The 19,192-nt window shown below is 36.9% G+C and carries 21 protein-coding genes; 10 read left to right on the top strand and 11 right to left on the bottom strand.

Annotation, left to right across the window (positions count from 1 at the left end; genetic code table 11):
- Positions 1-56 precede the first annotated feature (56 nt).
- The 5 genes from WG906_RS07260 to WG906_RS07240 all read left to right on the top strand — a co-directional run bounded on the left by WG906_RS07260 (position 57) and on the right by WG906_RS07240 (position 6,459).
- Complete coding sequence (locus WG906_RS07260) at positions 57-2,627, top strand: phosphoenolpyruvate carboxylase (protein WP_339991894.1); 2,571 nt, start codon at positions 57-59, stop codon at positions 2,625-2,627.
- A 72-nt stretch (positions 2,628-2,699) separates the two neighbouring features.
- Entirely contained in the window at positions 2,700-3,431 is a 732-nt protein-coding gene (locus WG906_RS07255) for a ThuA domain-containing protein (protein ID WP_339991893.1), read from the top strand.
- 45 nt (positions 3,432-3,476) lie between these two features.
- Entirely contained in the window at positions 3,477-4,499 is a 1,023-nt protein-coding gene (locus WG906_RS07250) for a Gfo/Idh/MocA family oxidoreductase (protein WP_339991892.1), read from the top strand.
- A 42-nt stretch (positions 4,500-4,541) separates the two neighbouring features.
- Positions 4,542-5,339, top strand: coding sequence for a PhzF family phenazine biosynthesis protein (locus WG906_RS07245; RefSeq protein WP_339991891.1), 798 nt, complete (start codon positions 4,542-4,544; stop codon positions 5,337-5,339).
- A gap of 97 nt (positions 5,340-5,436) precedes the next feature.
- Complete coding sequence (locus tag WG906_RS07240) at positions 5,437-6,459, top strand: MBL fold metallo-hydrolase (protein WP_339991890.1); 1,023 nt, start codon at positions 5,437-5,439, stop codon at positions 6,457-6,459.
- A 98-nt stretch (positions 6,460-6,557) separates the two neighbouring features.
- On the opposite strand, the gene WG906_RS07235 is transcribed toward WG906_RS07240, so the two are convergent.
- The 6 genes from WG906_RS07235 to WG906_RS07210 form a co-directional block, all read right to left on the bottom strand.
- Complete coding sequence (locus tag WG906_RS07235) at positions 6,558-7,730, bottom strand: baeRF7 domain-containing protein (RefSeq protein WP_339991889.1); 1,173 nt, start codon at positions 7,728-7,730, stop codon at positions 6,558-6,560.
- Between the two features lie 10 nt (positions 7,731-7,740).
- Complete coding sequence (locus tag WG906_RS07230) at positions 7,741-7,968, bottom strand: hypothetical protein (protein ID WP_339991888.1); 228 nt, start codon at positions 7,966-7,968, stop codon at positions 7,741-7,743.
- Positions 7,969-8,443: 475 nt separating this feature from the next.
- On the bottom strand, positions 8,444-9,322 hold the full coding sequence (locus tag WG906_RS07225; RefSeq protein ID WP_339991887.1) for a diacylglycerol/lipid kinase family protein: 879 nt from the start codon (positions 9,320-9,322) through the stop codon (positions 8,444-8,446).
- 28 nt (positions 9,323-9,350) lie between these two features.
- Positions 9,351-9,686: a MerR family transcriptional regulator gene (locus WG906_RS07220; RefSeq protein WP_339991886.1), complete on the bottom strand. Its 336-nt coding sequence runs from the start codon at positions 9,684-9,686 to the stop codon at positions 9,351-9,353.
- Positions 9,687-9,795: 109 nt separating this feature from the next.
- Positions 9,796-10,221, bottom strand: coding sequence for a nuclear transport factor 2 family protein (locus WG906_RS07215; protein WP_339991885.1), 426 nt, complete (start codon positions 10,219-10,221; stop codon positions 9,796-9,798).
- Positions 10,222-10,415: 194 nt separating this feature from the next.
- Entirely contained in the window at positions 10,416-11,240 is an 825-nt protein-coding gene (locus WG906_RS07210) for an ion transporter (protein WP_339991884.1), read from the bottom strand.
- Between the two features lie 149 nt (positions 11,241-11,389).
- Here WG906_RS07210 and WG906_RS07205 point away from each other — a divergent pair, with 149 nt between their 5' ends.
- The 3 genes from WG906_RS07205 to WG906_RS07195 all read left to right on the top strand — a co-directional run bounded on the left by WG906_RS07205 (position 11,390) and on the right by WG906_RS07195 (position 12,786).
- Positions 11,390-11,737, top strand: a complete 348-nt coding sequence (locus WG906_RS07205) for an MmcQ/YjbR family DNA-binding protein (RefSeq protein ID WP_339991883.1) — start codon at positions 11,390-11,392, stop codon at positions 11,735-11,737.
- A 10-nt stretch (positions 11,738-11,747) separates the two neighbouring features.
- Positions 11,748-12,392: an alpha/beta hydrolase gene (locus tag WG906_RS07200; protein ID WP_339991881.1), complete on the top strand. Its 645-nt coding sequence runs from the start codon at positions 11,748-11,750 to the stop codon at positions 12,390-12,392.
- Positions 12,393-12,504: 112 nt separating this feature from the next.
- Positions 12,505-12,786: a hypothetical protein gene (locus tag WG906_RS07195; RefSeq protein ID WP_339991880.1), complete on the top strand. Its 282-nt coding sequence runs from the start codon at positions 12,505-12,507 to the stop codon at positions 12,784-12,786.
- A gap of 4 nt (positions 12,787-12,790) precedes the next feature.
- Here WG906_RS07195 and WG906_RS07190 read toward each other — a convergent pair whose 3' ends face one another.
- Together WG906_RS07190 and WG906_RS07185 are read right to left on the bottom strand one after the other, a co-directional pair.
- Positions 12,791-13,174: a DUF3037 domain-containing protein gene (locus tag WG906_RS07190; protein WP_339991878.1), complete on the bottom strand. Its 384-nt coding sequence runs from the start codon at positions 13,172-13,174 to the stop codon at positions 12,791-12,793.
- Positions 13,152-13,949, bottom strand: a complete 798-nt coding sequence (locus WG906_RS07185) for a HipA family kinase (protein ID WP_339991877.1) — start codon at positions 13,947-13,949, stop codon at positions 13,152-13,154. Before WG906_RS07185 ends, WG906_RS07190 begins: the two co-directional genes overlap by 23 nt.
- 333 nt (positions 13,950-14,282) lie before the next feature.
- Between WG906_RS07185 and WG906_RS07180 the strand changes: the two genes are divergently transcribed.
- Complete coding sequence (locus WG906_RS07180) at positions 14,283-15,119, top strand: SDR family oxidoreductase (protein ID WP_339991876.1); 837 nt, start codon at positions 14,283-14,285, stop codon at positions 15,117-15,119.
- Positions 15,120-15,144: 25 nt separating this feature from the next.
- Positions 15,145-16,332, top strand: coding sequence for a mannonate dehydratase (gene uxuA / locus WG906_RS07175; RefSeq protein ID WP_339991875.1), 1,188 nt, complete (start codon positions 15,145-15,147; stop codon positions 16,330-16,332).
- 83 nt (positions 16,333-16,415) lie between these two features.
- Here uxuA and WG906_RS07170 read toward each other — a convergent pair whose 3' ends face one another.
- The 3 genes from WG906_RS07170 to WG906_RS07160 form a co-directional block, all read right to left on the bottom strand.
- Complete coding sequence (locus WG906_RS07170) at positions 16,416-17,432, bottom strand: LacI family DNA-binding transcriptional regulator (RefSeq protein WP_339991874.1); 1,017 nt, start codon at positions 17,430-17,432, stop codon at positions 16,416-16,418.
- 73 nt (positions 17,433-17,505) lie between these two features.
- Positions 17,506-18,591 (bottom strand): PAS domain-containing sensor histidine kinase, encoded by a 1,086-nt coding sequence (locus WG906_RS07165; RefSeq protein ID WP_339991873.1) that lies wholly within the window; start codon positions 18,589-18,591, stop codon positions 17,506-17,508.
- 97 nt (positions 18,592-18,688) lie between these two features.
- Positions 18,689-19,189 (bottom strand): DinB family protein, encoded by a 501-nt coding sequence (locus tag WG906_RS07160; protein WP_339991872.1) that lies wholly within the window; start codon positions 19,187-19,189, stop codon positions 18,689-18,691.
- Between the last annotated feature and the right edge of the window lie 3 nt (positions 19,190-19,192).

The following is a 19,192-nucleotide window of genomic DNA, read 5'->3' as shown; positions in this document are numbered from 1 at the left end:
TTTGCATACGGTTTTATCCTGCTATTTTTGTTTGCCGAATGCCGTAAGCAATTAACATGAAATTAAGTCAGAAAGAAGCACTTTTTACGAGTGAAGTAGTAACAAGATTCGAACTCTATAACAGTTTGTTCTTGACCTTACCATTCTATCGTATCAAACACACAGGAACATTATTGCCATTTTTCACCTCGCATTGCGAAGGGGGAGTTAAAAATCATTTAGCTCCTGAAGATATAATAGAAAGCTTTTTTGGTCAGTACGAACAATATGTTCAGGCAGAAGATCGCTTTGATCTTTTATTCAGGTTTATACAGTATATAGAAAGACAGGTTGTGCTTTTTGATGCTATTGAAGATTCTGCATTTACTAAAACCAGCAAAAACGAGGATGCCGGAAGCTTGCCTGTGTTGTTACATCAGGCTGCTTCAAATCCATCGATGAAGGCCCAGATTCAGAAGAAGCTTCAGGATTTTTCACTAAGATTAGTATTAACAGCCCATCCGACACAATTTTATCCTGGAAGTGTCTTAGCTATTATTACCGATTTAACAGAAGCGTTAAAGGCAAATAATGTAAGTTCGATTCATGAGCTGTTGCAGCAATTAGGAAAAACGCCATTTTTTAATAAAAACAAGCCTACTCCGGTGGATGAAGCTGTAAGTTTAGCATGGTTCTTGGAAAATGTGTTTTATAATGTAGTATCTAATCTTCAAAAGCAAATAGAAAATGAGTTTGAAGGTCCGGCTTTTATTAATCCTCAACTCATAGAGCTGGGTTTTTGGCCAGGAGGAGACAGAGACGGCAATCCAAATGTTACCTCTAAAAGTACTAAAGACGTATCCGAGATATTAAGGGAAATACTTTTCCGTTGTTATTACCGCGATTTTAAGATCCTTAAGCGTCGTATAACTTTCCGTGGGGTCGAAAAATATATGGATCGTTTACAGCAGCTGTTTTATCAGAATAGTTTTATGCGTGTAAAAGAGCCCCGCGACTTGCAACAGGAAATTCTTGAAAATCTTGAAGCTATCAAAACTGTTCTTGTTGAAAGCCACGACAGCCTTTTCTTAAATCATGTTGATGATTTGATAAGGAAAGTCAGATTATTTGGATGTTATTTTGCTTCATTGGATATCCGTCAGGATAGCCGTGTTTTAAGAAAAACTCACCAATCATGCCGGCAATATTTAAGTTCTCCATTCCCGCAAGGTTATGACGAATTCTCAGAAAAGGAGAAACTCGCACAGTTAACATTTGAAGAAGCTGACAGTCCTTCCGATTTGTTAGATGATTTAAGTAATGATACACTTCAAACTATCCGTTTGATGAAGAGGATGCAGTATGCAGGAGGAGAAAAAGCATCTCATCGTTTCATTATAAGTAATTGTCAGCAAGCTTCCGATATACTGCAATTAATCAATCTCTTCATGTGGAGCGGGTGGAAAAAAGAAGATATCCATGTTGATTTTGTTCCTCTATTCGAAACGGTTCAAGATTTATCTACAGCCGCAAACGTAATGGAAAGCTTGTATACTCACCCATTTTACAAAGAACATTTAAAGAAAAGGGGTAACAGGCAGGTAATTATGCTGGGTTTCTCAGATAGTACCAAAGATGGAGGTTATTTAATGGCCAACTGGTCGATATATAAAGCCAAAATTGAGCTTACAGCCATTGCCAGAGATTATGGAATAGATTTAGCATTTTTTGATGGCCGTGGTGGTCCGCCTGCGCGTGGCGGAGGTAAAACTCATAAGTTTTATGCTACTATGGGTCAGGAAATTGCCAATGATCATATACAATTGACTATTCAGGGGCAAACCATAAGCAGTCAATACGGGTCTTTTGATACGGCTCATTATAATATCGAACAATTAATTAATGCCGGCGTGGTGTCATCTCTTGACACACATAATGATAAGGATACATTAAATGCGTCTGAAAAAGCATTAATTGATGTTATGGCGAATGAAAGTCATCATTCATTTGTTGCTTTACGCGAAGATCCTTTATTTTTAAAATACCTGGAGTGTTACAGTCCGTTAAAGCTATTATCTCAGATTAATATCAGCAGCAGGCCGGTTAAACGTAATTCTGGTGCGGAACTCAAACTTGAAGATTTGCGGGCAATTAGTTTTGTAACGGCCTGGAGTCAGTTAAAACAAAATATTCCGGGATTTTACGGAGTAGGATCTGCATTAAAAAAAGTTAAAACGAACGGGAGCTGGGATGAGGTGAAACGTTTGTATGTTACTTCAGGACAATTCAAAACGATGATAGACAATTGTATGATGTCTATGTCGAAGTCTGATTTCCGAATTACTGCTCATCTCGAAAAAGATAAAGAGTTTGGAGCTTTCTGGAAACAGCTTAAATATGAATTTGAACTTACCCGGGATCTTATCCTTGAAATGACAGGTACGTCAGAGATTATGGAGCAATACCCTGTAGAGCGGCGTTCAATTGCTCTAAGAGAGAAAATTATCTTGCCACTGGTTACCATACAGCACTACGCATTACAAAAGTTGCAGTCTGAAAATTTAAGCGAAAAACAAATTGCAATTTACAATAAGCTTGTCATTAGAACAGTTTATGGGATAGTAAATGCCGGTAGAAATTTGGCATAATACATTCAAATCAAACTATTATTTATTTGGAAAGCCTAAGTTTTATAACTTAGGCTTTCTTAATTAAAGGCTATGAAGAAACTCTTGCTATTACTTGTTCCTCTGTTATTATGTGTATCGCTTAAAGCAGATAATATCAAATTAAAGTCCGTAAAGGTTCTTATATTTTCAAAGACAGTGGGTTACAGGCATGCGAGTATAAAAGACGGGATAGTAGCTATTCAAAAACTGGGCAGAGAAAATAATTTCATTGCCGACACCACAGAGAATCCCTCAAAATTCACGTCTGAGAATTTGAAACAATACCGGGCAATAATATTCTTAAGTCCGACGGGTGAATTTTTTAATGATGAGCAGAAAGCGGCTTTCAAGAAATATATTCAGAACGGAGGCGGTTTTGCAGGTATTCATGCTGCTACGGACTGCCTGTTCAAATGGGAATGGTACGGGAAGATGATAGGGGCTTATTTTACAGACCATCCGCCAATTCAGGAGGCTGTTTTGACACTGGTAGATACAAGACATCCTGCAACCAAATCTTTAATATCTCCCTGGAAACATACTGATGAATGGTATAATTTCAGGTATACAAATAAGAATATAAATGTATTGTTAAAAGTAGATGAAAAGTCGTATAAAGGAGGTAAAAATGGCTCGGAGCATCCTGTTTCATGGTATCACAAATTTGAAGGATCCAGAGTTTTCTATACCGCTTTAGGTCATACATCAGATGCATTTAAATCGGATGAGTATTTTTTAAAACATTTACTTGGCGGCATAAAGTATGCAGCTAACTTAAAATGATATCAACTAAATGAGGAATAATAATAATATCATCAAGTTAAAAATATGCAAAGTCAGTTAGTAACCGGGATTTTATCGTATGGAATGTCCGGGAGATTATTCCATGCGCCATTTATTGATACCCATAAAGGATTCAACCTGTATGCGGTTACAGAACGAAATGAGAAAAAAGCCAAGTCTCGCTACCCTGATATAATCAGTTATAATTCTGTTGAAGAATTATTGGCTGATCCTAAAATAGAATTAGTAATAGTTAATACTCCCAACAACACCCATTACGAGTTTGCAAAAAAAGCTTTATTGGCAGGTAAACATGTATTGGTTGAAAAACCGTTTGCTTCTACATCTTCAGAAGCGAAGGAATTGTTCGATTTAGCACGAACGGTTGGCCGAAAGGTAATGGTTTATCAAAACCGCAGATGGGATTCCGATTTTCAATCGGTAAAGGCTGCAATACAAAGTGGTAAACTCGGTAAATTAATAGAGGTACATTTCAGGTTCGATCGCTACCGCAGGGAGATTAGTAAGAAATCTTTTAAAGAAAATCCTGTTCCTGCAAGTGGCCTGAGTTATGATTTGGGGCCGCATTTGCTCGATCAGATAATCAGTATTTTCGGGAAACCATTAAAATGGTTTAAAGCGCTAAGGACATTCAGGCCCGATTCTAAGGTAGATGATTACATGACCGTTCATTTAGTTTATCCTGAAGGATTAAATGTATTTGTAACGGCGAGTTTGTTAACGGCGAATCCCTTACCTGCATTTGTACTTCACGGAACCAGCGGTAGTTTTATAAAGGAAAGAACTGATATTCAGGAAGAACAGCTTGATAAGGGAATTTCGCCGGCAGACAGATCTTACGGAGTTGAACCAGATGGACTTGAGGGCCTTTTAATTACAGTAGATGCGAATGGAAACAAATCCACAAAATATTCTACAGCTTTAAAAGGAAATTACAATCGTTTATTTGATGCTGTTTTTGCTTATATCCGCAAGGATGAACCTTTCCCGATAAAGGAAGAAGACATTCTATGTCAATTAGAAATATTAGAAAGTCCCGGTGTTTAAACAGCTAATTTTTACTCAGTTATAAAAAGCGGTAATATAAATATGAATAAAATCAGATTTTTTCAGGTAGATGCTTTTGCCGAAAAGCAGTTTAAGGGAAATCCGGCAGGTGTATGCGTGCTTTATGATGATATTTCTGAAGAGAGTATGCAGTCTATTGCTGAGGAGAATAATTTATCGGAAACCGCATTTTTAGTAAAAGTTAAAGATGGTTTTAATTTAAGGTGGTTTACACCATCAGTTGAAGTAGATCTGTGTGGTCATGCTACATTAGCGAGTGCACATATCTTATGGCAGGAAGGTGTTATCAAGAGTGATGAAACTATAAGATTTTATACACGTAGCGGAACACTTACAGCTGCAAAAGTAGGTGATTGGATTGAACTTGATTTTCCGGCTTCGTTTGAAGAGGACAGGGCTTTACCGCCCGAGGCATTAAGCGCGTTGAATGTTAAACCTGTTAACGTAGTGTTTTCGAAGACAAGATACTTAGTTGAATTGTCTTCTGAAGAAGAGGTTGTTGCTTGTAGGCCTGATTTTAATAAACTTAAAGATCAGGAGATGATAGTTATTACCAGTAAGGGCGGCAAGTCATCGAAATATGATTTTGTATCACGATCATTTGCTCCTTCGCATGGTATCGATGAGGATCCGGTTACGGGTTCTTCGCACTGCTGCCTGACAACTTATTGGTCGAAACGACTGGGAAAAACTGAAATGTTGGCTTATCAGGCATCGACCAGGGGTGGAGAGGTTAAAGTGAAACTTGCAGGTGACAGAGTTCTTTTTTCCGGAAAGGCTGTGACTGTTGTGGCAGGATATTTTATATTGAATGATTAAAATCTTAATTGGTAAATTTTGCTAATACACTAAAATATTTTAAACCTATTACCCAGGGTTGTTGTTCAGTGTTTAGACAAAATCTAACAATTTACCTATGGAAATAGTGAAGAATACTGAATATACTCCAATAAAACGCTCTGGATTGGAATATTATCAAGTTTCTCCGGGTGTTTGGGGAATGAAAATAACCTTCGTTAATGTCTATATGGTTGCTTCCGGCGAGAACGGTGGAAATAATTGGGTGTTAATTGATGCTGGCTTAAAGGGCTCTGCCGAAAAGATTAGGCGGATGGCGGAGGATATTTTTGGTGAAGGTGCCAAACCTTCTGCTATAATCCTTACCCACGGGCATTTCGACCATGTAGGAGCACTGGAAGAATTATTGACCTCCTGGAATGCCCCAGTGTACGCACATTACCTGGAACTCCCTTATTTGAAAGGTGTTTCGTCCTATCCTCCACCAGATCCAATGGTGGGCGGGGGGTTAATGAGCCTTCTGTCGTGGACATTTCCAAAAAGTCCGAAAGATTTGGGAAACAGAGTTCATCGTTTAAACACAGCAGGTGATGTCCCGGGTTTGCCCGATTGGAAATTTATCCATACTCCCGGACACTCCCCGGGACAAGTTTCACTTTTCAGAGAGAGCGACCGAACTCTGATAGCAGCAGATGCTTTTGTTACTACAAAACAGGAATCTGCTTTTTCTGTAATGACGCAGAAACATGTACTATCCGGTCCGCCAAAATATTTTACAATTGACTGGATCGCTGCTAAAGATTCAGTCCAGAAGCTCCTCGATCTTAAACCTCAGTCGGCCGCTACCGGACATGGTTATCCTATGTATGGCGAAGAATTAATTGAGTCATTAAAAAACCTTATTGATAATTTCGAGAAGGAAGCTGTTCCAATCTATGGAAGGTATGTTAAAGAGCCTGCACGAACAAATAAGAATGGAGTTCAATATATACCGAAGCAGGTAAACAATCCGGAATTGTTGCTAACTGCGGCATTTTTCGGTGCAATAGCCGCCTTTGCAATAGTTTGGAAATTTAGCAGGAGAAAACAGGTAAAAGATGACTTTAGTGTTTCTGAGTTATTTGCAAAAGGTTTTAGTTAGATAATAATTTACGAAAAAGATAGTAATATAAAAAGCGTTTGTCATTTTGAAGATTAGATAATTCCTTTCTTTTTAAATAACAAACGCTTGCTACTTAACTAAAGAGAATAGCGCATAAATGCTGCAATAGGACTATCCGCAGGCATTTTTTCTTTCTCAAGCATATGCACTTCCCCACCATTCATAAGCGTTTTAACAATTGCCTTGTTTACCAGGCATTCATCATCTAATTGCTTTTCTTCGTTAATAGTAATTGAATTATTGCTTTCATCGAAACTTCCCCAGAGATGCTGGTCTTTCTGAACAAACAGATCAGAAACCTGCGCAAAATAAGCAGCGGGAATAACCTCTTCAGGAATTGAAGTTGTTAGTTCCTTAGCAGAATTATTGTAATAATTCTTTAAAGCGTCTTTGCTATATTCTCTGAAATAAGGACACAGCTTCTCTTTTACTTTTAAATACAGACTATGTCTGTCTTCATGCTCAAAGTTTCCCGAAAGGCAAACATCAGCAATATGTTTATAGTTCGAAATCTGCTTGTAATAGGCAATTTCGTAATCTACAGATGCCAAAACCAAAGGAACGTGTTGATTATGAAGCACCTCGCTCCATAAAGTCTGATCAACTTCTTTAAGGTATTGCAGTAAGTACTCGTCTTCATCGGATAGGCCGGAACCATGTCCATGAAAACTAGCACCTACAGAAGCTGCTGCTCCGGCGGCTGCGCCGGCTCTTCTATGAATTTGTCTGGCTTCTTTAAGCTCAAAGGGTACTACATCATCTATTCCGGTTGGTAATTCTTCAATTTCCAGTTTTTTCATTTGAAACTGGTCTCCTTCATAAAATTTGCAGGCATGTTTACTTAAAACAAGTAAATAAAAACGATGCCTCCTTTCCATTACCGGCAGAATCGGACTAAGAAGAAAAGAGCTGTTCACCAAAATTTCTTCCTTAACAGGTAAAGGTAACTGATACAGTTTGAAGAATCCAGGAGCCAGAAATACTGCAAGGCCGTTAGATTGTTTATTCCAGAATTCTTCATTTTTAATCAGCTCAAGCGCAGGGGAAAGAATGGAGTCAACCTTTTTAATTTCCAAACCTTTTGCGATTAACTGAACCTTTGCCTTCTGAACATTGTTTTTAAAAACGAGTGTATCGTATTTTTCATTGACTTCCATACCTGAAGAATGTGTCGGTATGTAAATGCTTACGCAACCATCAGTATGATAGTTTGCAAGTTCTTTAAATTCATCTTTTGAAATCACCTCCATAGTCTAAGCTTTAAAAACTGTTATTAATATTATCTTCACCTTTGTGAAGGTTTCGGTTCACATGCCTTAAATTTACATTTGCTGAAGGTTGATCTTCACCATCAGTGTATTTTTCTGCTATTTCTATATCTGTCTCCAAATCATTTACAGCAAAGGCATTTTTCAATCCATGAGTTTCCCGTCCACTACCGGAAGGTTTCCCCTTCGCAGGAACATATCCTGTTTTCGTTTTAGCCATTTTAATAAATTTAGTGTAAGAAATTTTATTTGTCTTTTTTCAGAGATTTACAAACCCGAATTGAGCTCGTATTTGCAATGCGGATGGTTAATACCCGGATAGGTAATTATATTTAGTAAAATCTGGAACTTTTGATCCTAAATAAGTCTCTTTATTCACGATTTTTCTTTCCGTGAAGCGAAAATCTAAAGTTAATGGTTGGATTTGATTATATGCAATACAGCTTTTTGCCTTTGCAACAAGAGAAGTTTTATTGATTGATTCCATACATGTTTAAATTAAAGTAAACTTTATCTCATATGGATGAACTTAAGTGAATACTAAATATTTAACCACGTAATATTGAAACAGTTTCCAAAAAATTAATAAAAAGATAACCTTAATTACTGTGATTTTTTTTAAATTAATGTGAAAGTAAAAGGTTGGATTTGAACAGGTTTTGTTCTACACAAGTAAAATTATAATTGGGCGTGGCCTATTCCGCAGGTACCAGTACTGTTATACATTGTGGAATTACTTCAACGTCGATTTCTTTTGTTTTTCCAATCACTTCTCCGTCGATTTGTAAAGTGGTCTTCTTAGAAGTTTGGACAAATGCTTTCCTGCAACTAAAAACCTCTACGAATTCTGAGGTTTGCAGGCGGCCAATAAACATTTTCCAGGTAATAGATAATAAATGAATTTTAGGAAATGGTTTAATAATTACAAGTTCGAACTTGCCATCGTCGACAAGCCCAAACGGATTAATGACTGCCCCTGTGCCATATTTTGAGGCATTGGCAAAAGTTACCGATACCGCTTTTCGTTTTATCTCCTTGCCGTCAATGGTGATATTGAATTTATATTCGTCGATTAAAAATAATTCTTTGTAAAGATGTCTGGCATAGGTCCATAACCCTCTCTTTGGATCCTTATCAAAGCGTTTTACAATACTTGCGTTGAAACCAACATCTCCTAAGTGAATACAGATATTTCCGTTAATACTTAAAAGATCTATCTTTTTTTGAATACCATGTGAAATAAGCTGTAAGGCAGTATCGGTTCTATTGCCTATAGCCAATTCTTTAGCCATGCCATTTGCTGAACCCAGGGGAATGATTAATAACGGAATTTCTTGTCCCCTAAGTAATTTTGCAAGGAGGTTTACGCTTCCATCCCCGCCCGCTACCGCAACAATGTCGGGTGCATATTGTGAAATTTCCCTTCTAATATTCTTTTCTTCGTTGTTGCTTTGCAAACGATAGATAAGATATTCAAATTTTTGATTTCTCGATTCTTCAGAGATAGCAAGTTCTAACCGGCCTCCTTCACGATTTCCTGCACGCGGATTTACAATAAATAGAACTTTGAGCATGTTTTTTATATCTAACAAGCTTAAAAACTTAAAGTTGTTCTTTAACCTGTAAAAGAAATTGCTTTAATCGTTCAAGAGAGTCAATTACTTTTTGATTCTCTTTGACTTCTGATTTATTATTTTTTAGATACTCGCGTGCACCTTGAAGTGTGAATCCTTTGTCTTTCACTAAATGGAAAATCACTTTGAGGTTTTCAACGTCTTCTGGTGTAAAAAGTCTATTACCTTTTTTGTTTTTCTTAGGTTGCAGAATTTCGAACTCCTTCTCATAGAAACGTATCTGAGAAGCATTAACATTAAACATTTCGGTTACTTCACCCATGGTGTAGTACCGTTTATTTATGTCGCGTTCTTTATAAGGCATGGGCAAAGATAACAGGAATTACGATTTTAGAATTATGGAAAAAAATATTTGAGGATTTGAATTCAAAAATCCTCAAATGTTTCTGAGATCCTGAGATTCTGAACAGATCTCACATATATGAATCCGTGATATTGGTTATTTTCCATCCGTTTTTGGTATTGGCAATGTTTACCAAAGTTATTTTAGTAAACGTATCATACTTCATCAGAACTTTAATAATTGCCTGAGGTGAATTGATTTCCAGGACCTGATATGTAGTGCTGCAATTTTGTTCTATGTTTTTTCTAGGTTGCATTGAGTTTAAGATGTCTGCTCTTGTGTAATTAATAACTTTCTCTCCTGTTGTTACGGTGTGTTTAACATCTTTATCCAATATTTCTGAAAGGTCTTTGATTTTACCATGCGCAATTGCATCGATGTAAGTTTGAATAGTATAGTTCATTTGAAGTTTTTCATTTTTTACCTCCTCAGCTGCGAACGCGCTGCTTGTGAAAGCTAATACTAATGCTGCGGTTAAAATTTTTAGAGTTTTCATATCCGTTGTTTTTGAGTGATTTATGTTTTATTTCTTATTTGTTAACTCAAAAATACTTCGGAAATTAAGCGGCTCAAATGGTAATTAGGTTAACTGGATAAAGTTTTCGGTGAATGGACGATTTGAGCAGGTAAATATTTGCGGGGAATTTTCGCCGGAACAATTGCGATATATAGACCTAACAATATTCGGTTTTATTTGGGTGCAATTTTAATAGTTTTCTGCTCTGCACCGCAGTTAGAACAAAATTTCGAATTAGTCGGGTAGAGTAGGGTTCCACACTCCGGACAAGGTTTAAGTGATGACTGAGTAGCCCTGGTCATTTCTGCAGAAACTATTCCTGTAGGTACAGCAATAATACCATAGCCGATTATCATTAAAACTCCTGCAAGAAACTGGCCTAATGGTGTATCTGGTGAAATATCACCATATCCCACAGTTGTAATGGTCACAACAGCCCAATAAATTGAAACCGGAATACTGGTAAATCCATTTTTTTCTCCTTCAATAACATACATTAACGTTCCAACTATAATAACGAGGGTTAAAACTGTAGCCAGGAATACAATGATTTTGTACATGCTGGCTTTCAATGCAAGCTTTAAAACATCTCCTTCATTTAGATACCGGGTAAGTTTTAATATTCTGAACACCCTTAATAATCGCATGGCCCGTATTACAAGAAGATATTGTAAATTGGGAATAAACAAGCCCAGATAACCGGGAAGGATGGCCATAAGGTCTATTACCCCATAAAAACTGAATATATATTTAAAGCGATTGGGGTGACTATAAACCCTTAGTATATACTCAATTGTGAACGAAATTGTAAAGAACCATTCAGAAATAACAATAAATGGATAGTATTCTTTTCTAATAGAAGGAATGCTTTCCAGAAACACTGAAGCAATACTGAATAAAATCAGCCACAACAGCACAACATCAAATTTTCTGCCTCCTGGGGTGTCTGAATGAAAAATTACCGAATAAAGCCTGGTACGGAAAGTGTTTTGTGGCATTTTGTTTAAACATTGTTTTATTTATAATAGTTTCCTTTGCGGCGGGGTTTATTAATATTGCACTTCGTTTCGGCTTAAATTAATTCCGATAAAGAGGATTTGTCTTATTTTCATGTTTGAAATTGTAATTAATAGGGTAGTTTACAAAAATGATAGATATAGAAACATTCAGGAAGATAGCTCTCTCATTTCCTGAATCAACAGAACAGCCGCATTTTGAAAAAACTTCTTTCAGAGTTCGAAAAAAAATATTTGCTACACTTGACATTTCAAATAACGAAGCCTGTATAAAATTGTCTGAAATTGATCAGAATGTCTTTTCGGCCTTTAATTGTAATATTATTTTTCCTGTTCCCAATAAATGGGGTAAACAAGGCTGGACTCTCATAAACCTTAATTTGGTTCATAAAGAGATGCTGTTAGATGCTATGAATACAGCTTATTGTGAGGTAGCACCCAAGCACCTTGCTTTAAATATTAAGGCTGCCGAAGACTAATTTTTGTAAAATGATTATATATTTCGTTAGTGGCTTAGGTGCTGATAGAAGAGCATTTCAAAGAATCGTTCTGCCTGCCGGTTATGAAATGTACCACATTGAATGGCTCCCTGTAAAAGGAAATGAATCTATAGAGTTTTACGCAAAGTGTTTGGCTGATAAAATAGATGTCAGCAAGCCGTTTATTATAGCGGGTCTTTCTTTTGGAGGAATGATGGCAATTGAAATGAGTAAAATAGTAAAGCCGGATAAGCTTATTTTGTTTTCTACTATACGTTCAAATAGAGAATTGCCCTTATTATACCGACTGGCCGGATTAATGCGATTGTACAAACTATTGCCGGATAAGTTTCTTACTCAAACCCTTTCTTTTTTATATTGGTTCTTTGGTCCTCTGGATATCGAGGGTAAAAGGTTGGTGTCTAGTTTTTTACAACAGAGTGATCCTCTGATGCTTACCTGGGCTTTTTCTAAAATCAGCAGATGGCGAAACAAAGAAACAAGTTCGTTAAGTATTCAAATTCATGGGTCTAAAGACAGAGTATTTCCCGTACGACTGACTAAGCCAGAGTATATCATTGAGGGAGCTGGGCATTTATGTGTGTTTACACATGCCAATGAAATAAACGCTATTTTATTGAAAGAGTTGAAGTAAATAATGCCTCTGTAATAACTTAATCTTCATAAATTTTTTAGAATAGACTGGGTTATGATTTATATTACGGTTAGCTAGATTTTAATAGCGTACCTTTAGACAATAGCCGAACATGATATTATTTTCTACAAAAAACCTGATCTATAAAGATTACCAGTGGACGCCGTTTTTAAATAATGACGTAAGAGTATCCGGAAAGCCCGATTCTACTATATTTAATCCTAAAGAGGGGAATGAAGTGGTTTACCTTATCAATAAACTAATGTTGTTATGGGATTATCGATTCTCGCATACTGGCAATAAAATGGAAAAGTTAATCCATGATAGTTTACCCTCCGAAGTGAAAAGTCAGGAAGAGGTAAGTGAATGGATCAAGGTCAACCTGAAGTTTTAAAAATTTAAAGGACTAAACTTTGATACAGTTTTTCAAGTGTCTTATCCGCTTCATTACATAAACCGGGATGTACTTTGGAACTTTGAACTACTGTGCTTCGGGTTGCGGTAAGCCATCGGAAGCGAGAGGCCAGATCTAATTTAGCAATGGGCCCGCTTTTACTGTCTCCTATACTTATCAGTCCCAATGCGTTCAGGTTTTCCTTAAGTTCTTGAATATCTATCTCTGCTGAAAAGGCTCTAAGGCGATCTTCATCCAGGTTAAATTTAAATTTCAGAAATTTTTGTTTAGGACAATATAATATAACTCCTACATTTAAGAATTCTTCACGTTCTACCCTCGGCACTACGCGAACCACAGCATATTCAAATAAGTGCTTCTCGTGCATATTGAGTTTCTTTTACAAATATTTCGGAATGGTTAATCCGGGCTTCAAGAAAAGTGGCATATGCAGCCCTTTGCTGTTGGCTTGTTCCAAATATGCTGACATCTGTTAACCATTCATCAGGAATTAAAGATACAATTGAGCGAATTCGCTCCTTTGTCAGGATTTTTTTGAATTCCAAATTAACATTATCTAAATCGGATGCCTGCGCCAGCAATACATGGTCCTTTATTAAGGCGAATGGCTTTACTGCCTGTTCCTGCCAGTTATTCCAGGAGTGATGGAAGTATAAAGAAGCGCCATGGTCAATTAGCCATAATTCTTTGTGCCAGATCAGCATATTGGTATTACGGCAAGTTCGATCCATATTATTAAGCAAGCAATCGAGCCAAACAATTTGTGAAGCCAGGGTTGGCGAAAGGGTACTTACGGCCGGGTCGAAGGTTATAGCTCCCGAAAGGTAATGTAATCCAATGTTTAATCCAACGCTGAACTTAAGCAAATCCTGTATCTCTTCATCTGGCTCTGCCCGTCCAAAAGCCTCATCAAGAGTAGCAAACACTAACTCAGGAACTTTTAAACCAACTGAACGTGCGATTTCGCCGCCAATTAACTCTGCGATCAATGCTTTTGGGCCCTGTCCGGCTCCGCGAAATTTGATTACATACAAAAAGTCGTCATCTGCTTCGGCAATTGCAGGCATTGACCCTCCTTCACGCAAAGGAGTAACATACCGGGTAACATTTACAGTTCTGAGCTGAGGAAGATTTATGTCCATCTCTTTTCTCCCATTAGGAGGCAATTATACATCAAGTAAAATTAATATAAAGCATTTTTTATTCTGCCGTGACTTAATTTATTCGCGGTGAAAATATTTTCCCCTGACTGTTGTATTTTCCACATGAATGGAGGCTTGTTTTCAAAAATCATTTATTTGGTCTGTGATTCCCAAAGAATTAGGCAACTGGGCTCTGTAACTTAGTTTAGTTAAATTAGGATGTTCATTTGTTGCTGACACGAAAACGTTTTCGTAGAAAATCGAAAATAATCATCTAAATCAAAGTTTTTTTTAATCAATTTTGTTGAAGATCCAATTTAGAACTATAAAATTATGTCATTAGAATTTTCAGGAAAGGTTGCAGTAGTCACCGGAGGCGGTGGGGTATTATGTTCAACAATGGCTATGGCTCTTTCAAAGGCCGGAGCCAAAATTGCAGTCCTTGATTTAAAAGCCGAAAACGCTGAAAGAGTTGCCAACGAAATTAAACAAGGCGGCGGAGAAGCAATTGGACTGGCTTGTAATGTACTTGAGGCAGAAAGTTTAAAGCAAGCTCATACAAAAGTATTGGAACTTTTGGGTCCATGCGATATTTTGATAAATGGCGCTGGCGGAAATCATCCATTAGGTACCACGTCGAAAGGACATTTATTTCCAGAAGATATGGAAGACACTACCGGGCTAAAAACCTTTTTTGATTTAGATCCGGAAGGTATAAAGTTTGTATTCGATCTTAATTTTATCGGAACGCTGTTACCTACCCAGATTTTTGCAAAAGATATGGTTGCCAATGGTGGATCCATTATTAATATTTCTTCCATGAATGCTTTTCGTCCTCTTACAAAAATACCTGCATACAGCGGAGCTAAAGCGGCCGTTTCTAATTTTACTCAATGGCTGGCAGTACATTTTTCTAAAGTTAATATCCGTGTAAACGCTCTGGCTCCTGGATTTTTTCTGACAGATCAAAACCGTACCTTGCTTACAAACGCTGACGGAAGCTTAACAGACCGTGGAAATACGATCATTTCTCATACACCGATGTCGCGCTTTGGTACCCCTGATGATCTTACCGGAACTTTGTTGTGGCTGTGTGGTGAAGGATCATCTTTTGTTAGCGGCGTTGTAATACCAATAGATGGTGGATTCAGCGCATTTAGTGGAGTTTAATTATTTATCATTTATATAAACGAAAATGAGTTTAGAACAAACCTGGAGATGGTACGGTCCGAAAGATCCTGTATCATTATCTGATATTAGACAGGCCGGAGCTACAGGAATTGTAACTGCGTTGCATCATGTAGCAAATGGGCAGGTATGGACAAAAGAAGAGATTCTTAAACGAAAAGCAGAAGTGGAAGCCGCAGGCCTCACCTGGTCTGTAGTGGAAAGTGTTCCTGTTCATGAGGATATTAAAAAGCGTAAGGGCGACTATCAGCTTTATATTGATAATTATAAAGAGTCTCTTATTAACTTAGGAGCATGTGGGATTGATATCGTGTGTTATAATTTCATGCCCGTTCTTGACTGGACTCGTACGAACTTAGAATATAGAATGCCGGATGGATCCACTGCATTACGTTTTGAAGCCGCTGCCTTTGCTGCTTTTGAATTGTACATTTTAAAAAGACCCGGTGCAGAAGATTCATATACTGCAGAGCAGAAGGAAAAAGCTAAACACTATTTAGAAAACCTTAGTGATTCTGATAAGCAATTACTGGTAAGAAATATCATCGCAGGGCTTCCAGGCTCGGAAGAAGGGTATACGCTTGAGGAGTTTTTAAAAGTATTGGCAGAATACGACAATATTGGTCCGCAAGAACTTAAAGCAAACCTTTTTAGTTTTGTTGAAGAAATTATTCCTGCAGCTGAACAAGCAGGAGTTTTGCTTTGTATCCATCCCGATGATCCGCCGTTTCCGATTCTTGGACTTCCAAGGGTATTGAGCACAGAGGATGATGTGAAAGATCTTTATTCTGCCGTTCCATCTCCGAATAATGGATTAACTTTTTGTACAGGTTCTTTCGGAGTGAGAGAAGATAATGATTTAGCCGGAATGGTTCATCGTCTGGGCGATAGAATTCACTTTATTCACCTGCGAAGTACCCGCCGTGATGCTGAAGGGAATTTTCATGAAGCTGATCATTTGGATGGTGATGTGGATATGTATGCTGTGATGAAAGCTTTGGTTGAAGAACAAAAGAAACGTGTGAAGGCAGGCCGCAAAGATTTAAGAATGCCTTTCCGTCCGGATCATGGACATAAAATGCTGGACGACTTGAATAAGAAAACAAATCCAGGTTATTCGGCAATAGGACGCTTAAGAGGTTTGGCGGAATTACGCGGACTGGAGTTAGGAATTCTGAGAAGCATAGGCGAATAAATTATAAAACGGAATTGCGAAATGCAGTTCCGTTTTATTGAAATAGTTATTTGGGATTTTGATTTGACCGCTTTGGTCTCTAACTAAGACGCTGTCGATTTCCGTTCTACGAGGCGAGAGGAAAGGATTATAGTTTTATTTTCTAAAGAGGTCGTCTTTTTCTTATTTAAAACTGAAAATAATTCTTTTGCGGCCTCCATTCCAATGTCAAAGGCTGGTTGTACAATTGCTGTTAAAGGAGGATTAAGCAAAGCTGCCATTTTTGAATTCGAAAAGCCTATTACCTTTATATCTTCTGGAATTTTTAAGCTTAAAAAGGAACATACTTCATAGCTTATTAGCGCGAGCTGTTCTACTGAGGCAAAAATTCCATCCGGTTTGTTATCCGATTCTAACAGTTGCTTTATTTTAACGAAGCTAAAATCATGCTCGGATGAACAGTTTAAAACATAATCATCATTCACGCTAATGTTGTTTTGTTTTAGAGCGTCTAAATAACCGTTCAATCTATGAATTCCTATAGATTGAGAATTTGTATAACCCAGATAGCAAATTCTTTTACATCCTTTATCAATTAAGTGTTTGGTTGCCAGCAGGCCACTTTCATAATCATTGGTAGTAACTTTAACAGTTTTTGCCTGTTCGCTAATCCTGTCGAAAAAAACTATAGGAACATCATTTTTAAGAAGTTCATTAATATGGCTGATGTTATCGGTTTCACCAGATAAGGACATTATAACACCATCTACTCTTCCGTTTAATAAATGAGTGACAAATCCAATCTCTTTACTTATGTTTTCATGAGTAATATAAATTAATACGTGAAAGCCGTTTTGCTGAGCAATTTCTTCGATTCCATTTATCGCTAGTGCGAAAAAATTATTCTCAATTTCTGGAATGATGATGGCTACTGTATTACTATTCCGCTTTCTTAAACTTCTCGCATATGGATTGGGTTGGTAATGTAATTTTTCGGCAAGGGATAAAACCTTCAGTTTAGTGCTCTTACTTATTTCATGACTATCGCTTAACGCTCTAGATATAGTTGATACTGATAAGTTCAATTCCTCAGCAAGTTTTTTGAGATTTATTTGAGCCATGCTGCAAAAATATATGAAATTACATTTATAAGCTTTACGTTTAAATTTAATTGGAGGTAAAGTTTCTTTTGCTCTAATCCTTGAATGTTATTGTGAATTTAGCGCCCTCGTTTATTCTGCTTTCAATGCTTATTTTGCCACCTAAACTTTTAATGTGGTTGTATACCAAATAAAGGCCAATACCTTTGCTATCTGAGTGATTGTGAAATTTTTGATTTAATCCAAAAATTTTATCTTTTAGTTTTTCCATATCAAACCCTTGACCTTCATCCATATAAATTAACTCTCTGCAACCGTTTACCCATTTAGAATGGATTGAAATTACAGGTGAATAACCGGGTCTTGCATATTTTATAGAATTAGTTATGAGATTAAGAAAAATACTTTCAAGGTAAGCTTTATTAAAATTAACTACTTCAACTTCTGAAAAATCGGCACTAATCGAAGCTTTGGAAGTGTGTAATAATGAATTTAAAGATTGTCTGACGGAATTTAAAGAATCATTCAAAAACACCTCCTGCGTTTGTATCTTCAGTTCGTTTTTTTGATTCAGAATATCTACATAATTATTTAAGGTGTCTTTTAAACTTTCTGTAGCAAGTTTTAGAATATCAATAAAATCAAGAGTTTCTTCATCTTCAATTTTAGAAATGTCTAAAAGATCAAATACCGCGAGCAAATTATTTACCGGAGTTCTTAAGTCATGGGAAGTTGAATAGGTTAACAATTTTAGATCATTATTCACTGTCGTGAGATTTTCAATTACCTGGTTGCGATCTTCCTCAAGTTTCTTTTTATGGGTTATGTTTTTCGCAATGGCATATACCACTTGGTGTTCATATACCGGTATTGAAGTCCAGGCGAGCCAAATAATTTCTCCTGATTTTGTTACATACCGGTTTTCAAAATTTGTTAGGGGAGTATCCTTTAACAGGTTTTTACGATGTTCCCCTGTAATATGCCTGTCTTTAAAATAAATAAATTCACTAATTGGTTTTGCGTATAATTCCTCATTACTATAGCCAAGGAGTTTAGAAACCGCTGGATTTATTCTCTTGAAATACCCATCAAAACCTGCAATACAAAGAAGATCGGTAGATACTTCAAAGAAAAGTTCAAAATTTAAAATGTCTTTAGACCTGTTTACGTCATTCATCATTCTTTACAGTCCCCTCATTATTATCCACGGATAGGTGTTTAAACGGCCAATTTCAGAGATTGAAATTAACGAGGGAATATAGGTAAATAAATGAATCTTACATATACTTCATTGCCTCATATCCCAACAACCTTCGCCACAATGCAATCTGGCCTATACAATTTGCCTCCCGATAGATAATAAATGTAATCAGATCGTAATAGGTCATATTCATTCCAGGCATCATTTCAAAATTGGAATCGAGTTTTTGGGCATTTACATGAACTAAAGCATCTCGTGAAATTGGTGAAATACTTTCCCAATCTTTTTTGAACGTCGATAATGAAGGATATTGAATTCCGTCCTGAATGCCCTTGTTATCTTTGAAAAGCTCATCGGAGGGATTTTTAATGTCAATACCCAAGGTATGGGCAAGTTCGAAACGTTGCTGTACCAGGCTCCCGGTAAGCCAGGCAATATGGTTAGCTTTTGTGTTTAGACGGTTATGTGCATCGTTATCAGATATCCCGTCTAAGGCACTTTTGAAAAAACTAGTATGCATATCATACAGTACTATAAGAGACTGCATTCTGCTATCATTTACAGAGAGTGTTTCCATTTT

The sequence above is a fragment of the Pedobacter superstes genome, assembly GCF_037622515.1.
GTDB classification, from domain to species: domain Bacteria; phylum Bacteroidota; class Bacteroidia; order Sphingobacteriales; family Sphingobacteriaceae; genus Paradesertivirga; species Paradesertivirga superstes.
This window is presented reverse-complemented; position numbering and strand designations above follow the sequence as displayed.

Bases quoted from the DNA above. Each gene is read 5' to 3' on its own strand.
- WG906_RS07260 (WP_339991894.1), top strand. From the start codon at position 57: ATGAAATTAAGTCAGAAAGAAGCACTTTTTACGAGTGAAGTAGTAACA.
- WG906_RS07255 (WP_339991893.1), top strand. From the start codon at position 2,700: ATGAAGAAACTCTTGCTATTACTTGTTCCTCTGTTATTATGTGTATCG.
- WG906_RS07250 (WP_339991892.1), top strand. From the start codon at position 3,477: ATGCAAAGTCAGTTAGTAACCGGGATTTTATCGTATGGAATGTCCGGG.
- WG906_RS07245 (WP_339991891.1), top strand. From the start codon at position 4,542: ATGAATAAAATCAGATTTTTTCAGGTAGATGCTTTTGCCGAAAAGCAG.
- WG906_RS07240 (WP_339991890.1), top strand. From the start codon at position 5,437: ATGGAAATAGTGAAGAATACTGAATATACTCCAATAAAACGCTCTGGA.
- WG906_RS07235 (WP_339991889.1), bottom strand. From the start codon at position 7,730: ATGGAGGTGATTTCAAAAGATGAATTTAAAGAACTTGCAAACTATCAT.
- WG906_RS07230 (WP_339991888.1), bottom strand. From the start codon at position 7,968: ATGGCTAAAACGAAAACAGGATATGTTCCTGCGAAGGGGAAACCTTCC.
- WG906_RS07225 (WP_339991887.1), bottom strand. From the start codon at position 9,322: ATGCTCAAAGTTCTATTTATTGTAAATCCGCGTGCAGGAAATCGTGAA.
- WG906_RS07220 (WP_339991886.1), bottom strand. From the start codon at position 9,686: ATGCCTTATAAAGAACGCGACATAAATAAACGGTACTACACCATGGGT.
- WG906_RS07215 (WP_339991885.1), bottom strand. From the start codon at position 10,221: ATGAAAACTCTAAAAATTTTAACCGCAGCATTAGTATTAGCTTTCACA.
- WG906_RS07210 (WP_339991884.1), bottom strand. From the start codon at position 11,240: ATGCCACAAAACACTTTCCGTACCAGGCTTTATTCGGTAATTTTTCAT.
- WG906_RS07205 (WP_339991883.1), top strand. From the start codon at position 11,390: ATGATAGATATAGAAACATTCAGGAAGATAGCTCTCTCATTTCCTGAA.
- WG906_RS07200 (WP_339991881.1), top strand. From the start codon at position 11,748: ATGATTATATATTTCGTTAGTGGCTTAGGTGCTGATAGAAGAGCATTT.
- WG906_RS07195 (WP_339991880.1), top strand. From the start codon at position 12,505: ATGATATTATTTTCTACAAAAAACCTGATCTATAAAGATTACCAGTGG.
- WG906_RS07190 (WP_339991878.1), bottom strand. From the start codon at position 13,174: ATGCACGAGAAGCACTTATTTGAATATGCTGTGGTTCGCGTAGTGCCG.
- WG906_RS07185 (WP_339991877.1), bottom strand. From the start codon at position 13,949: ATGGACATAAATCTTCCTCAGCTCAGAACTGTAAATGTTACCCGGTAT.
- WG906_RS07180 (WP_339991876.1), top strand. From the start codon at position 14,283: ATGTCATTAGAATTTTCAGGAAAGGTTGCAGTAGTCACCGGAGGCGGT.
- uxuA (WP_339991875.1), top strand. From the start codon at position 15,145: ATGAGTTTAGAACAAACCTGGAGATGGTACGGTCCGAAAGATCCTGTA.
- WG906_RS07170 (WP_339991874.1), bottom strand. From the start codon at position 17,432: ATGGCTCAAATAAATCTCAAAAAACTTGCTGAGGAATTGAACTTATCA.
- WG906_RS07165 (WP_339991873.1), bottom strand. From the start codon at position 18,591: ATGATGAATGACGTAAACAGGTCTAAAGACATTTTAAATTTTGAACTT.
- WG906_RS07160 (WP_339991872.1), bottom strand. From the start codon at position 19,189: ATGGAAACACTCTCTGTAAATGATAGCAGAATGCAGTCTCTTATAGTA.